This window comes from Suilimivivens aceti, from assembly GCF_025567405.1.
Taxonomy (GTDB): domain Bacteria; phylum Bacillota; class Clostridia; order Lachnospirales; family Lachnospiraceae; genus Suilimivivens; species Suilimivivens aceti.
The window spans coordinates 34,775-49,482 of record NZ_JAOQKJ010000004.1 but is presented as its reverse complement, the minus strand read 5'-3'; the positions used below and the strand labels follow the sequence as shown (position 1 = coordinate 49,482).

Genomic DNA, 14,708 nt, shown 5'->3' with positions numbered 1-14,708 from the left:
AGAGGAACAGTATGGAGCAACAGGAATTTGATATTATAACCAGAATGAATGAAAAATATATCAAGATGAGTAAGGGGCATAAGGCTATTGCTGCTTATATTTCGGATCATTATGACCAGGCAGCCTTTATGACAGCGGCAAAGCTTGGTGAGACAGTAGGGGTCAGCGAATCAACGGTTGTCCGGTTTGCCATGCATCTTGGATATGAGGGTTATCCGGAGTTTCAGAATGCACTGGCAGAGTGGGTGAAGAACAAGCTGAACAGTGTGCAGAAGATGGGAGCCAAGTACGGGAAGAGTACCCAGTCGGAGATCCTGACTTCTGTGCTGAGTGCAGATATCGAGAAGATCCAGGATACGATCGTAAATCTGGATCCGGCAGCCTTTGAGGCGGCAGTTGATATCATTCTGGGAGCGCAGACGATTTATCTGATCGGAGTGAGAAGCTGTGAGCCTCTTGCAGATTTTCTGCATTTTTATCTGAATATGATCCGCGGCAATGTGGTACTTATAAAGACTACAAGTGTATCGGAGATGTTTGAACAGATGATCCGGGTGGGAGAAAAGGATGCCGTGATTGGTATCAGTTTTCCCAGATATTCCATGAGAACCCTGAAGGCTATGGAGTTTGCCAACGACAGAAATGCCAAGGTGATCACCATAACAGACAGCATCCATTCCCCCATGAACCTGTATTCATCCTGCAATCTTCTGGCAAGGAGTGATATGGTTTCCATCGTGGATTCCCTGGTTGCGCCCTTAAGCGTGATCAATGCCCTTGTAGTGGCGCTCTGCCTACGAAGACCGGATGATGTGAAAAGAAACCTTGAGACGCTAGAGGACGTCTGGAACAATTATCAGGTATACTTAAATGATGAGATCAATTTTATCGATGAAGAACCGATTTTGAACTATTCCCTGACGAGACAGGAAGAGGAAGATGGCAATGAATAAGGTAATCGTGATCGGCGGCGGTGCAGCGGGCATGATGGCGGCCATCGCAGCAGCTAGAAGGGGTGCCAGGGTAACACTTCTTGAAAAGAATGAGAAGACCGGAAAGAAGATATATATCACTGGAAAGGGACGCTGCAATCTGACAAATGCCTGTGAGACAGAAGACTTCTTTTCCCATGTAATTACCAATGGAAAATTCCTTTACAGCAGTGTTTACCAGATGGACAGCCATGCCGTTATGACGTTTTTTGAAGAGGCAGGATGCAGTCTGAAGACAGAACGGGGAGAGAGGGTATTTCCTGTTTCAGACCATTCCTCTGATGTGATAAATACCCTGAACCGTCAGATGGAAAAGTACCATGTGAAGGTGCTGCTCCATACGAAGGTGGAACAGATCGAGGTGGGAGAGGATCAGCAGACTCCTGGCGTGACGGGGGTTCTTCTTTCTGACGGGAAGAGACTTCCGGCAGATGCAGTCATTGTGGCTACCGGTGGTATGTCCTATGCTTCTACCGGTTCAACAGGAGACGGCTACCGGTTTGCAAAGAAGCTTTCCCATACTGTGAAGGAGCCGGTGCCGGCACTGGTGCCTCTGACAGTAAAAGAGGAATGGTGCAGGCTTCTTCAGGGACTTTCCCTGAAAAATGTGTCGGTGACGCTTTTTTCAGAAAAAAAGAAAAAGCTATACGAAGGCTTTGGAGAAATGCTGTTTACCCACTTTGGAATCAGTGGTCCACTGATTTTAAGTGCCAGCAGCTATTATGTGAAAAAGGGAAAGAAGGAACCGGTGTCCCTAGTGCTTGATCTGAAGCCGGCACTTTCCATGGAACAGCTTGATAAACGTATCCTCCGGGATTTTGAAGAGAATAAAAACAAACAGTTTAAAAACAGTCTGGATGCGCTCCTGCCTGCAAAACTGGTACCGGTGATCGTAGCGCTGTCCGGCATCGAACCGGAAAAGCAGATTAATGAGGTGACAAGACAGGAGAGGGAAGGACTCTGTTATCTGCTGAAGCAGCTGACCATGACAGTGACGGGAACAAGAGGCTTTAATGAGGCGATCATCACACAGGGCGGTGTGAATGTGAAGGAAGTCAATCCGTCCACCATGGAGTCAAAACTGGTCAGGGGACTGTATTTTGCAGGAGAGGTGCTGGATCTGGATGCAGTGACAGGAGGCTTTAATCTGCAGATTGCATGGTCAACAGGGAATCTGGCCGGGATCAGTGCAGCGGGATGAGGAGAAGAGTGAAAATGAGAAAATGGACTATGAGAATCAGCGCAGTGCTGATGGCAGCGATGATGCTTTCGGGATGTGGAAAGCAGCCAGCTGCAGACGCAACAGATGAGACAGCAGTACAGACAGAAGAAGTGTCCGGTGATGAGGAAATACCAAGTGATATTCCGAACTCTTTTGTAGAGGAACAGGCAGGAAAGACAGAGTTTGATTCCTATGATGAACTAATCAGTAATATGACAGCAGGACAGGCATATGCTTATGTAACACTGACAGGATACGAGGGAGACGTTCTTCTGATCACAGATCAGACATATGATGATAATGGAAGCACAGCGGCCATGATGGCATATGTTTATCTGAAGGAGAATGGAAAGGTGAGATTTGCTACTGTCGTTGGCGGCAGTGACACGGCTTATCCGGTCAGATATGCAGACCATGTGTTATATACAGCAGGAAATCATGAATTCTGCAGCTACTTTGTATCTGAAGAAACCCAGGGTGTTATGGTGAAGGACTCTGTTATGGAATCCTTTGATGAAAATGGCACAGCAACCTACATCGGATTTTTAAGAGAGAAAAACACCTTTGATAATGATGAAGAGATCGATACCGATTCAGATCAGATATTTAAGGAAAAAACGGCGGAATATGGTGCCGCTGCAGTAGTTGACTTTACGGTAGTGGAATAACAATAAAAGGGGGCAACGGTATTGCTATGAAAAGGGTTGTTATTTTCGGGGGAGGTACAGGGCTGTCCTGCATCCTGTCCGGCTTAAAGCTTTTCCCGATCGATGTGACGACAGTGATCGCTGTCAGTGATAATGGGAGCAGTACGGGGAAGCTGAAGGAAGAACTGAATATACCGGCAGTAGGTGATGTGGGAAAGGTTCTTCTTTCCATGGCAAATGTAGATGAGGATTTTATAGATCTCCTGAGCTATCGTTTTCAGAAGGGATCCTTAAATACACATCCTGTCAGAAACATCGTACTGGCAGCATTGATTGATCTTAAGGGGAATCTGACAGAGGCAACCAAATATATGTGTAAGCTCCTTGATATCAAGGGAACGGTACTTCCTCTGACAGGAGAGAAGATAGATCTTGTAGGAGAGAGCACGGGAAAGGAATACTTTGGAGAAGAGGCTGTCAGCCGGAATATCCGGAATATCAGCCGTCTGACCTATGATCACGATATTAAGATTGAGCAGGAGATACAGGAGAAGATCGGAGAGGCAGATCTGATCATTTTCAGTGCCGGAAGCCTGTACACCAGTATCATTCCCCATCTGCTTGCACCGGAAGTCAGAAATGCACTTGAAGAAACAAGGGCTCCGCTTTTATACATATCCAATCTGGTAACCCAGCCGGGAGAAACAGATATCCAGTCTGTCAGCCAGCATGTGGAGGTGCTGAATGAATACCTTGGTTCCAGAAAGATCGATCTTGTAGTTGCCAACAATGGGACCGTGGATGAAGAGGTCAGGGAACGATATTTAAGCTCCGAGAACAAAAGGATTGTCCAGGTTGATCATGATACATTGGAAAAAATGGGTGTCCAGGTCATAGAAGATGATATTTTCTGCATTGAGAATGAAAAAATCAGGCACAATGCATTGAAAACAGCTTTTCTGATTTTTTCCTATCTGATGGAAGGTTAAAAGAGAAAAGCAGGGGATAAGGAAACTATAGAAAATGGGAAAATTTAAAAAAATTCTGTTTCAGGATGTGGAAAACCCAAATGAAAGTGCAGATGGCCCGATCACACTTCGGATCAGTGCACTGGTCATGATGATCTATCTGCTGATCATATCTGTTACATTAGTAATGGTACATCATGTCTGGTGGATGGCCGGTAACCTGCTTTTTGTTGCAATATATGGTTATCTGCTGTATTTAACCTATGAGAATCATACAAGGACAGCACTGATTCTTTATAATATCGTTATGCTGGGAGCAGTCTGCTTTAATGTGATGCTGATCGGATGGGACAGTGGACTTCAGCACTTTCTTTTTACACTGGTACTGCTGGATCTGCTTTTTACTTATTTAAGCAAGTGGAGCCAGGGTGTGGTAGTGATGGGATTGTGTGCGGCAAGGCTCGGTCTGTATTTTTTCTGCCGTGAACACGGAAAAATAGTTCAGATTGATGGAGCCTGCGATATTTTTCTGCAGGTGCTTACAACAGTGGTAGTATTTGTTCTGCTTTATTTAAGTGGACTGATGCTTTCCAAGGACTCCCAGGCAGTTGAGAGAAAACTGATGAAATATAACAATGAGCTCCAGAAGGCAGCCAATACAGACACGCTGACGAAGCTGTGGAACCGGCATTATCTGATGCATTATATGGGAAAAAAGGTGGAGCATCCGGATGATTTTCTGTCCATTGCCATCGGAGATATTGATTTTTTTAAAAAGGTCAATGATACCTACGGACATGAATGTGGAGATGAAGTACTGCGTACACTGGCGAATATCTTCAAAAAGGAGATGGAAGGACATGGTGTGGCAGCAAGATGGGGAGGAGAGGAATTTATCTTCCTGTTTGAAGGGGCAAACGGGGATGAAGCAAAGATTCTGCTTGCACATCTCCAAAATGCGGTACGCAAGGCTACAATCACCTATGGAGAGGTGCAGCTTAGGGTAACCATGACCTTCGGACTTGTGGAGTACGATACCAAGCTTCGCCTGGATGAAAATATTAGCATAGCAGATGAGCGCTTATATATTGGAAAAGAAAATGGCCGGGACCGGATCATTTATTAACACAGAAAATCCTGGGGATAAGAATGAAAATTAAACTTGAATTCGGCAAGTACCGAATTATGGCATAGTTGCTCAACCGGATTTGATTTCATCAATAGAGGTTTCGCGGTACAACGCTTGTTATAGTCATTGAAAATCTCTGCTGTTGCTGTCTTTTGTGTTATACTCATTACAGAATCCTCCTTTGGTGAAGTGATGTTTGGTGATACTTACATTATACTTTACCATAATGTAGGATTCTATTTATTTTAGCAGATACCGCATCAAATTATCACAGCAAAACGTAGAAAGTGGCGTAAAATCAAGGAAAATCAGTATTTTCAAGGAGTTTTAAGGCATGATAAAATATTATTTGTGTGCCACGGCAAGCGAGTCGGTGTTGGCGCATAATGCGGAATATAACCGCTGAACTGGCGCAAATCGCGGTAAATGAAATAAACGATTTATACCGTTAATATATGTTTCAGAAAACTAAAAGATGCATATGTACAATCAAAAGAAAGCGCACAAAATCGCAATAATATGGAGTAATACACAAATTAACGATTTGAACTTTCTAACGTTAAATTTCGTTAAAAGGCATCAAGCGTTCACTTATTCCAAATCTACCTATACTATAGAGGCAGCATAATAATTCAAATTTTGAGTGGATTTACCACGTCGAGTATACGTTTGCTGATACATAAAGTGCTATTATACGTGTATATGGAAGGAAATATAAGCAGTGGACCAGTGGTTTGCTGCTTTAACTATAATTGATTTTGTTCGTGGTTTGGCATATAATAATGTTAAATTGTATTGTGTGCTTTTTTGAGAGAGGACATTATGGAATATTTATCAATTAAGCAAACCTCTGAAAAATGGGGAATTTCCGTCAGGAGAATTCAGGTCTTATGTTCAGAAAATAGAATTCCAGGTGCAACAAAGATTGGTTCCTATTGGGCTATTCCGGCTGATGCAGAAAAACCTAATGATGAACGTATTAAAAGTGGCCGTTATATAAAAACGCAGAAAAGAGAGGAATAATTCAATGAATATATACACAGCCAAAGATATGTCGCTGGATCAGATTCGGAGTGAATATCGTAAATATTTACAGCAAAAAGGACTTAGCAAGAATACCATTAACACTTCAGTAAATGATGCTTTTTATCTTTGGAAGAATGCAGGTGTAGATGTTTTCTGGAACAATATCCTTTCTGAAAATTTTAAAGCGGATTATAAGGCAGCTATGCTGTCAGCGCTGAGGGCACATTCCAAAGGTGATCCAAACAAGTTGGTAGGCGGATACATGTCTCATGGACGCAGGTTTAGAGAATTTTTGTTTGGTGACAGTTCTGCGATAGGTATAGCTGTTGAACCGATGAAGTATATTACAAAGAAGAAGGGCTCAGTTCAGGTTTCACAGCCTACTGTTGATGAAGTGGGTAAATATCTTAAGCGGTGGAATGCACTGGAAAACTATCATCTCCAGGAGGACGCGTTGGATAAGCTGTTTTTTAGCTTATGCCCGAACAATACAGATATTTCAGATATCCTGATAAAGGTATCAACGTTGAATGATTTTTATAGCACAAATATCTTTTCGGTGTATCCGGTGGCAAAACATATATTGTCTATGGATGTTGATGCAAGACTGAAAGCTGGAGATGTTACTTTAATCAGCGATATCCAGAAAGTTACTATCAATGGAGTGGAAAAGAATTTTTATTCATTTGCTACGAAATATTGCAGCCATCACAATCCGTTGGAATTCCCTATCTACGATAGCTATGTAGAGAAGGTTCTGAAGTACTTCAGGGATAAGGATGGATTTTCTGTATTCACAAATGTTGATTTGAAAGACTATATTCGATTTAAAGGTGTCTTAATAGATTTTAGAAAGTTCTATAATCTTGAACAGTACAACCTGAAGGAAATTGATAAATACATATGGCAGCTTGGAAAAGAGTATTTTCCTAATAACTACGGAAAGAGCAAGTGAGGTGATAGGTCATGAAGATACATTATTTTCAGAGATATCATGAGAAGGAGAATGTGGCTACAGCTAATACGATGCTTTTACTTTCGCGCCTTTATTCTTACTCATCAGATAAATTTTTCAGATTTCTGAAATCAGAATACTTTTCTGATTCCTTTAATCCAGAGATTATTTTTACATTGCAAGAGAAGAGCGTTGATAGCATTCCGGATGCAACAATTACGCAGGAGAGTTTTAAGATAGTAGTAGAAACAAAAATGTCAGATTGGTTCTATGAGGACCAGCTGCTTCGTCACCTAAATGCCTTCGGTGATGAGAAGTATAAGGTTATGATAACTTTGGCTCCAGAATTAATGGAAGAAAATAAGAAGGCTACTTTTGAGAAGAGGATCAAAGAGTATAATGAAAAGCAACATCATCCGGTAATCCACATAAATACCACGTTTGAAGCAATGGCTAATGCTATTAGTGATCCGGGAAGAAAATGAGAAGGCGCAGACGGAATGATTCTGTAATTCCGTCACTTCATGGGAGATAAATGTTATAGTGAATTTATAGTGAATAGAGAAACGCGATAGCGTAGTAAGCAATAATTTCAGATGATCCAGGTTTGATCAGAGAGGAGAAGAATATGAACAACTATTGTATGATCCAGAACTCCAAAACGTTTGCATTTTCCGCAGAGAATCCAACTGGTGTACGCGCAGGTGGTTCCCAGGGCGGTGACTGCACCAAGCTTCGTCCGACCGTGACGATTCCTGCAGGGGAAACCGTAACTCTGGTAGATGCTGCAGGACCGGGTGTGATCCAGCATATGTGGTTTACCGGATATGTCGGGCACCATTTTATCATCCGTATGTATTGGGATGATCAGGAATATCCGTCTGTGGAAGCTCCGCTCTCTGCATTCTTCGGATGTGCCTATGATGAAAATTTCGTGGACCGGGATGGCAAATATCCGGTGTTGAATTCTGCCATGATGCTGGTAGCTCCTGGTCGCGGCTATAACAGCTATTTTGAGATGCCGTTCCATAAGAGAGCTCGGATCACGATGGAAAACCGTGGTGACAAGGATGAAAATCTCTATTATATTATCACCGGAGCTTATCAGGAGATTCCGGCGGAGGCTGGTTATTTCCATGCTACCTATCGCCAAGAGCACCCGGTTAAGAAGGGTCGTACCTATACAATCGTTGACGGAATCGAAGGCAGGGGACAATTTGTCGGTGTGACTCTGGCAACTGGTATGAATGGCAACAATACCTGTTGGGTAGAAGGCGAAGCCCGCATGTATCTGGACGATGATCCGTATCCGTCTATCCACTATACCGGAACTGAAGACTACTTCGGCGGTTCCTATGGATTTGGAAATGACATCATCATCAAGAGCTATCAGACCTTCAGCGGCTTATATACCGGCATGTATGCAATCTATGGAGACAACCGGGAATTCTATAACGGACAGCAGAGATTCCTGCTGTATCATTTCCATATTGCAGACCCGATCCGTTTTGAGAATAAGTTTCGTATGACACTCGACAACATGGGCTGGACCGGACCGCGTTACGATGATTACACCAGTGTTGCTTATTGGTATCAGACCCTGCCGTCCGCACCGCTGATGCCACTGCCGACAGATGCAGAGATGTGTATGAGATAATAGAACCAGATTGGAGATGTCAGATAGATTGGTTTTAACCTTGCGACACGTCGCATCGGTTATATCGGACTGACATCAGAGATTTGCCGGAAAGGATAGAGGTATTATGTTACTGGAAGAGAAGTTTTTGGAATTTCATCGTTATGCCAGCAGCCACAATCTGCCGCTGGAAGCTATCAGTGTCGGAGATGAGAACAAGGTACTCTGTGAGATGCACTACGCAGCAAATGCACCGAGAAATATTTATTCACATACCAAGAGTTTTACGGTAACAGCAGTTGGACTCGCAATGGAAGAGGGAAAACTAAGCCTGGAAGATCATGTGGCGGAAGTGTTTAAAGATAAACTTCCTTCAAATCCGGATCCAAATCTGGAGAAGATTCAGTTGAAACATCTGCTCTGCATGTCCAGTGGCTTTGGTAAGGCACTTCTGATGAATGCGGACAGACGTCCGGGCGTCGGCGCACCGGATTATGAGAAATATATGATGGCACAGCCGGTTCCTGTGGAGCCAGGCAGTGCATTCTGCTATTCCTCTGCCGACAGTATTCTGGCTGCTCATATGGTAGAACGGGCCGTTGGCAAGCGGATGGGAGAGTATCTATATGAGAAGGTATTCCAGCCCCTTGATATGGGATGGCCGCTCTGGGAGCATGATCCACAGGGACATCCGAATGGCGGCGGAGGTATGTATCTGACTTGTACCGAGATGATGAAACTTGGACAGCTCTATCTGGCTGAGGGTAACTGGAAGGGCGAGCAGATTGTCAGCAGGGACTGGGTGCAGGAGGTGTCCACCCCGAAATTTACCTTCGAGCCATCTGCAGATCTCTGGCATGTAGGATATGGCTATCAGTTCTGGATCAGTCCATATCCAGGATCCTATCGTGCTGATGGCGCATTCGGACAGATTACAACGATTCTCCCAGAGAAGGGATTGGTTGTTTCCATCCAATGTCCGGAGCGAGGTAATTTCGATCAGGTGAAACGTGCGCTGCATGAACATTTTCTGATGGAATTGTAAGAATAGACTTGCAACAATATGCTATAATTTGCCCAGAAACCGTACTTTTGGCTGAAAAGTCTTAAAATCAAGGCTTTTAGGGAATGTGGATGGGATTTGTACCCCCATTGTACTCCTATTTTGTAAAACAGTAGGATCATCAACCGGACTTCCCTCGATAAAAAAGAATATGATTTGTGGTGAAAGGAGTTCCTATGGGGGACTTCTTTTCGTTTACATAAAAATGTCGGTTTGTTTATGATGTTTGACTGCAATACATACTATGTGGTTGTACTATTAATAATAATTGTATACCTTACCTAAACATGCATAAAAACCAAGCTGATCACAATAAAATAACATAAATGATTGGAAAGTAACAAATAATATGTTATCATATATAAAAACATGTTACAAGGAGACGTCATATGCAAAAGCAATTAGAGCAGTATTTCGGCTGCAAAGTAAAAATAGCAGAATACAAGAATAAATTACCATTGCCGATTTTTATGACTATGCGTGAGATTACGATGGTTGAAATATATGGTGTTAACTTTGCCATAATAGATGTTATGAAGGAAACGGAGCTAAGTGTTGCTGCAATGAAAAAGCAGAAAGCAAAGTATGAGGAAGCATTGCAGTGCCCGGTAGCATATGAAGTAGCGTTAAACAGCGTATCCATGAGAAATGCGCTGGTGAAAAGCGGAGTTCCGTTTGTGGATTTGCCGGGAAATGTATTTTTGCCATTTATGGGAATTGTATTGCAGGATGTGTATCTCAAGCAGCTTGTCAAGGCAGATAAGATGATGCCTGCAACACAGATGGTGTTCCTTGAATTGTTATATATGGAAGATGAGGAATCTGTGCTAAAAAGTGAGGTTGCGAACAAGCTGAATCTTACCAAAACGTCCATTACAAGAGCAACAGCCCAATTAGAGGGAATGGGACTTATCCGCCAGATGAAATCCGGAACAGAGATTGCTATTAAGAGAAATTACACACGCAAAGAGTATTATGAAAATGCAAAAGCATATTTGATTAATCCGGTCCAGAAAGAGATTACAATTATGCGATGTGAAGCAACCTTTGAATCATTTAGCGCAGGAGAAACCGCTCTTAGTCAGGAGTCAGAATTGAATCCGCCTAGAATTGAGGAACGGGCAATCTACAAGGGCGAGGAAGTTGTTGACCAGTTGGAAATTGTGGATGCCAGATCTGAAGACCCGGACGACTGCTTGAAGGTACAATTATGGAAATACAATCCTTCTTATTTTGCAAGAGAAGGATGTGTTGATCCTGTTTCGCTTGCATGTACATTCAAAGGTAACGAAGACGAAAGAATAAAAATGAGTGTTGAGAAACTGCTGGAGGAATTATGAAAGTACTTGTAATACCGGATATTCATCTAAAACCGTGGATATTTGACAGGGCAGAGAAAATCATAAAAGACGGTAAGGCGGATCGGGCTGTGTGCCTGATGGATATGCCGGATGACTGGAATATGGAATTTCAGATAGAACGATATAAAGAAACATTTGATCGGGCAATCGCATTTGCTGAGGACTATCCGGATACTCTCTGGTGTTACGGTAATCATGATGTCAGCTACTCGTGGGGAAGACTTGAGACCGGATATTCTCCCTATGCCGAGAGGACGGTAATGTCAAAGCTTGAAGAACTTGAGAACCGCCTTAAGAGTCCGGTACAGATAAACATAATGCATCGGATTGACAATGTGCTTTTCTCACATGGAGGGCTTACAGCTGATTTCCTAAGATGGCTTAACAAGGATCTGCTGGATGCTGATATAGAGGAAGTTATTGCAGCGGTAAACGATGCTCCACATGATTATCTCTGGAATGATGAATCACCCTTATGGTTCAGACCACAGTATGAGACCAGAGAGATATTCAGAGCAGATATATACAAACAGGTGGTAGGGCATACTCCGGTGGAGAGGATATTTGAAAAAGACGGCATCATATCGACAGATGTGTTCTCTACCTATAGAGACGGAAGACAGATTGGAGAGTCTGCGATGATGGTTATTGATTCGGAAACCGGAAAATACGAGAAGATAGGGGTTATGGGGAAACTGGGAGTGTGATAAGGATGAAGGAACCTACGCAACAATATTCAGATACAATCAAATCATTACAATCCAGGATACAGGCATTGGAGGATGAAAACCGACTTCTGAAAGAGCGTTTGGAAGAAGCCGGTGTTTCGTATGCGGATATTGTGTCAGGCGACGCTGGAGGAGTTGTGGAATTGTATGATCCTGATCAGGGTGCTCGTATTAAGAAATTTGATGTTACGGATAAGATTGCAAGTGACTTCTTTATGATGTTCTGCCGCGGAAGGAAGAATGTGTATGATCTTCGTTATACGAATCCAAAAACGGGGAAGAACGGGTATTATACGCAGTGCTTTAACCGCTGGGATCGTGGCTGCCATATACAGAAAAAGGATGGAGTTCGTTGTAAGGATTGCGAATTAAGGGCATACAAGCCGGTTACCCTGCCTTTGATAAAGGCGCATATGAATGGGACAGATCCAAATGGCAATGATGTCGTGGCGATATATCCGATGCTTGAAAATAACCTTTGTCAGTTACTTGTATTTGATTTTGATAACCATGCAAAAGGAGCGGAGCAGGAAGATTATGCGAATATTGATGATGGCTGGAAAGAAGAAATAAATGCTTTGCGGCGCATTTGTAAGAATCTGGATGTGGACGCGGTGGTGGAACGGTCAAGGTCGGGACGCGGTGCGCATCTTTGGATATTCTTCAAGGAAATGGTTCCTGCCAGATTGGCGAGAAGATTTGGCTTTGCGTTGCTAGAGAAAGGAGCTGAATCCGTCAATCTTAAGTCCTTCAAATATTATGATCGCATGATACCGACGCAGGATGTGCTTCCTGAGGGCGGACTTGGAAATGTTATTGCACTTCCTTTACAAGGAATGGCCTTGAAGTCCGGAAACAGTGCTTTTATTGATGAAAATTGGAACGCATATGAAGATCAGTTAAATGTTCTTGCCGGGACAAGGCGACTGACCAGACAGGGGATAGAGGACTATCTTTCTTTATGGTACAGTACGGGATTCACCAGCGAAGACAACGGTACTGATGCGCCATGGGATAAGAATTCTGAGATTGAAGCAGGCAGTGTTAAGGGCGTGGTGCGTATCGTGCTGGCTGACCGCATTTACATAGACTCAACAGGAATGTCCAATAAGACAAAAAGACAGCTTCGCCGTATGGCAACATTTTCAAACAAGCAGTATTTCCAGAATCAGGCTATGGATATGCCAAATTACGATGAATCCAGATTCATTTACCTTGGAAGTGACGAAGGAAAATATATTGTATTGCCTCGCGGACTTCGGGAAGAAATTCTAAAGAAGTTTGATAATGCGGGGATCAGTTATAAGATTGAAGACAAGAGAACCAAAGGGCAGGAACTCAATATTTCGTTTAGGGGAGAATTGCGTGAATCACAGATTCCGGCTGTGGAAACTATGCTTGGAAATGAAACCGGGATACTGCACGCCGCAACAGCGTTTGGTAAGACTGTAGTCTGCTGTGATATGATCGCAAGAAGAGGCATAAGTACCTTAATACTTGTAGACAGGGCAGATCTGATGAACCAGTGGATTAAGCGTCTGGAGGAGTTTTTGGATATTGATGAAGAACTACCTGAATATCAGACAAAGACCGGGCGTACACGAAAAAGAAAATCATTGATTGGAAATCTTCAAGGAGCGCATGATACACTGACCGGAATAGTGGATGTGGCCATGATACGTTCTCTTAAGAAAAAAGATGGATTTCATCCGAAGCTGAAAGAATATGCTCAAGTATATTTTGACGAATGCCATCACGCAGCATCGGATAGCGCGATAGAAGTGCTGCAGGAGATAAATGCAAAGTATGTGTATGGCGTGACGGCAACACCGAAACGTGGTGATGGAAAGGAAAAGATAAACGAATTTCTGCTCGGCCCTATCAGGTATAGGTTTACAGCAAAAGACAGAGCCGAGGAGCAGAATATTAATCATCTGGTATATCCCCGATTTACCCGGACAGTAAAGCCGCATCATTTGTCAAAAACACCATATGGTAATGATGCCTATGAACTGATAAGGAATAATGATGTTCGTGACGAACAGATTATCAGGGATGTGGCGGACTGTGTGCAAGCTGGAAGAACTCCGGTAGTACTGACGAAATATGTTGATCATGCCAAGAAGCTGTCTGAAAGGCTTAAGACATATGCTGACCGATTGATCTTGCTAACGGGGGCAAATGGAACGAAAGCGCGCAGGGCACAGGTGGAAGAACTGAATAAAGTTGATGATTCGGACAGTCTTATTCTTGTGGGAACGGGCTCTTTACTTGGAGAGGGCTTCGATTTTCCGCGACTTGATACTCTGTTCATGGCGACTCCCGTTTCAGGAGAAAATGTTGTGGAGCAGTATGTCGGGCGACTTAACAGGGATTATGATGGTAAAGAAAATGTCATCGTCTATGATTATGTGGACAGTCATATTCCAAAGTTCGATAAAATGTATTCAGCAAGGCTGAAGGCATATAAAAAGATCGGATATGAACTTTGCGTTAATTTGGACGGCGAAAAGCAGAAGGCAAATGCAATCTATGATATTGAAAACTATGCAGAAACTTATTGGAAGGATCTTGAGGAGGCTAATTCCGCGGTCGTTGTATCAAGTCCGAGGTTAAATAATCAAAAAGTGGATCGCATTATAAACATGCTTGGAAAGCGGCGGGAGTTGGGAGTTAAGGTAACAATTGTTACATGGCATCCGGATGCCTATAAATATGGCAAAGATGATGTCCGGATGGAGCTTATGGAGAGACTTCGAAAAGCCGGTTTTGAAATCAGGCTTGTAGAAGAGACTTGTGAGCATTATGCCGTAATCGATAATGAGATTGTCTGGTATGGAAGTGTGAATCTGCTGTCAAAGGAAGATGCCGAGGACAATCTGATGCGGGTATGCAGTAAAGATATCGCAGCAGAGCTTCTTGAGATGACATTTGGCTCTGAAGCAGAACTGCAGGAATGGTAAGTATGTGCGCAAAAGAAA

Annotated in this window: 13 protein-coding genes; all 13 read left to right on the top strand. The window is 43.1% G+C overall.

The features are described from left to right. Nucleotides 1-11 precede the first annotated feature (11 nt). Nucleotides 12-953, top strand: a complete 942-nt coding sequence (locus tag OCV77_RS05455; protein WP_118797888.1) for a MurR/RpiR family transcriptional regulator — start codon at nucleotides 12-14, stop codon at nucleotides 951-953. Then, nucleotides 946-2,193: a BaiN/RdsA family NAD(P)/FAD-dependent oxidoreductase gene (locus tag OCV77_RS05450; protein ID WP_262574153.1), complete on the top strand. Its 1,248-nt coding sequence runs from the start codon at nucleotides 946-948 to the stop codon at nucleotides 2,191-2,193. The genes OCV77_RS05455 and OCV77_RS05450 overlap by 8 nt, the downstream gene beginning before the upstream one ends. Before the next feature lie 14 nt (nucleotides 2,194-2,207). Next, complete coding sequence (locus OCV77_RS05445; RefSeq protein WP_118797889.1) at nucleotides 2,208-2,882, top strand: hypothetical protein; 675 nt, start codon at nucleotides 2,208-2,210, stop codon at nucleotides 2,880-2,882. Nucleotides 2,883-2,908: 26 nt separating this feature from the next. Then, nucleotides 2,909-3,850, top strand: a complete 942-nt coding sequence (locus OCV77_RS05440; RefSeq protein ID WP_262573936.1) for a gluconeogenesis factor YvcK family protein — start codon at nucleotides 2,909-2,911, stop codon at nucleotides 3,848-3,850. 34 nt (nucleotides 3,851-3,884) lie between these two features. After that, nucleotides 3,885-4,955, top strand: a complete 1,071-nt coding sequence (locus tag OCV77_RS05435; protein ID WP_262573935.1) for a GGDEF domain-containing protein — start codon at nucleotides 3,885-3,887, stop codon at nucleotides 4,953-4,955. Between the two features lie 825 nt (nucleotides 4,956-5,780). After that, nucleotides 5,781-5,981: a helix-turn-helix domain-containing protein gene (locus OCV77_RS05430; protein WP_262573934.1), complete on the top strand. Its 201-nt coding sequence runs from the start codon at nucleotides 5,781-5,783 to the stop codon at nucleotides 5,979-5,981. 205 nt (nucleotides 5,982-6,186) lie between these two features. Then, a complete protein-coding gene (locus OCV77_RS05425) occupies nucleotides 6,187-6,939 on the top strand; it encodes a hypothetical protein (protein ID WP_262573932.1) in 753 nt (250 codons plus the stop codon). A gap of 11 nt (nucleotides 6,940-6,950) precedes the next feature. Beyond that, on the top strand, nucleotides 6,951-7,424 hold the full coding sequence (locus tag OCV77_RS05420; protein ID WP_262573931.1) for a hypothetical protein: 474 nt from the start codon (nucleotides 6,951-6,953) through the stop codon (nucleotides 7,422-7,424). Between the two features lie 143 nt (nucleotides 7,425-7,567). Then, nucleotides 7,568-8,596, top strand: coding sequence for a glycoside hydrolase family 172 protein (locus OCV77_RS05415; RefSeq protein ID WP_262573930.1), 1,029 nt, complete (start codon nucleotides 7,568-7,570; stop codon nucleotides 8,594-8,596). Nucleotides 8,597-8,702: 106 nt separating this feature from the next. Beyond that, complete coding sequence (locus tag OCV77_RS05410) at nucleotides 8,703-9,620, top strand: serine hydrolase domain-containing protein (RefSeq protein WP_055263063.1); 918 nt, start codon at nucleotides 8,703-8,705, stop codon at nucleotides 9,618-9,620. A 407-nt stretch (nucleotides 9,621-10,027) separates the two neighbouring features. Next, nucleotides 10,028-10,978, top strand: coding sequence for a helix-turn-helix domain-containing protein (locus OCV77_RS05405; RefSeq protein ID WP_262573928.1), 951 nt, complete (start codon nucleotides 10,028-10,030; stop codon nucleotides 10,976-10,978). Then, entirely contained in the window at nucleotides 10,975-11,706 is a 732-nt protein-coding gene (locus tag OCV77_RS05400; protein WP_262573926.1) for a metallophosphoesterase, read from the top strand. The genes OCV77_RS05405 and OCV77_RS05400 overlap by 4 nt, the downstream gene beginning before the upstream one ends. Nucleotides 11,707-11,711: 5 nt before the next feature. Then, on the top strand, nucleotides 11,712-14,690 hold the full coding sequence (locus OCV77_RS05395) for a TOTE conflict system archaeo-eukaryotic primase domain-containing protein (RefSeq protein ID WP_262573925.1): 2,979 nt from the start codon (nucleotides 11,712-11,714) through the stop codon (nucleotides 14,688-14,690). The last annotated feature ends 18 nt before the right edge of the window (nucleotides 14,691-14,708 follow it).

What these genes read in the sequence shown, in the direction of transcription:
- OCV77_RS05455 (WP_118797888.1), top strand. Translation starts at nt 12, where the DNA reads ATGGAGCAACAGGAATTTGATATTATAACCAGAATGAATGAAAAATAT.
- OCV77_RS05450 (WP_262574153.1), top strand. Translation starts at nt 946, where the DNA reads ATGAATAAGGTAATCGTGATCGGCGGCGGTGCAGCGGGCATGATGGCG.
- OCV77_RS05445 (WP_118797889.1), top strand. Translation starts at nt 2,208, where the DNA reads ATGAGAAAATGGACTATGAGAATCAGCGCAGTGCTGATGGCAGCGATG.
- OCV77_RS05440 (WP_262573936.1), top strand. Translation starts at nt 2,909, where the DNA reads ATGAAAAGGGTTGTTATTTTCGGGGGAGGTACAGGGCTGTCCTGCATC.
- OCV77_RS05435 (WP_262573935.1), top strand. Translation starts at nt 3,885, where the DNA reads ATGGGAAAATTTAAAAAAATTCTGTTTCAGGATGTGGAAAACCCAAAT.
- OCV77_RS05430 (WP_262573934.1), top strand. Translation starts at nt 5,781, where the DNA reads ATGGAATATTTATCAATTAAGCAAACCTCTGAAAAATGGGGAATTTCC.
- OCV77_RS05425 (WP_262573932.1), top strand. Translation starts at nt 6,187, where the DNA reads ATGCTGTCAGCGCTGAGGGCACATTCCAAAGGTGATCCAAACAAGTTG.
- OCV77_RS05420 (WP_262573931.1), top strand. Translation starts at nt 6,951, where the DNA reads ATGAAGATACATTATTTTCAGAGATATCATGAGAAGGAGAATGTGGCT.
- OCV77_RS05415 (WP_262573930.1), top strand. Translation starts at nt 7,568, where the DNA reads ATGAACAACTATTGTATGATCCAGAACTCCAAAACGTTTGCATTTTCC.
- OCV77_RS05410 (WP_055263063.1), top strand. Translation starts at nt 8,703, where the DNA reads ATGTTACTGGAAGAGAAGTTTTTGGAATTTCATCGTTATGCCAGCAGC.
- OCV77_RS05405 (WP_262573928.1), top strand. Translation starts at nt 10,028, where the DNA reads ATGCAAAAGCAATTAGAGCAGTATTTCGGCTGCAAAGTAAAAATAGCA.
- OCV77_RS05400 (WP_262573926.1), top strand. Translation starts at nt 10,975, where the DNA reads ATGAAAGTACTTGTAATACCGGATATTCATCTAAAACCGTGGATATTT.
- OCV77_RS05395 (WP_262573925.1), top strand. Translation starts at nt 11,712, where the DNA reads ATGAAGGAACCTACGCAACAATATTCAGATACAATCAAATCATTACAA.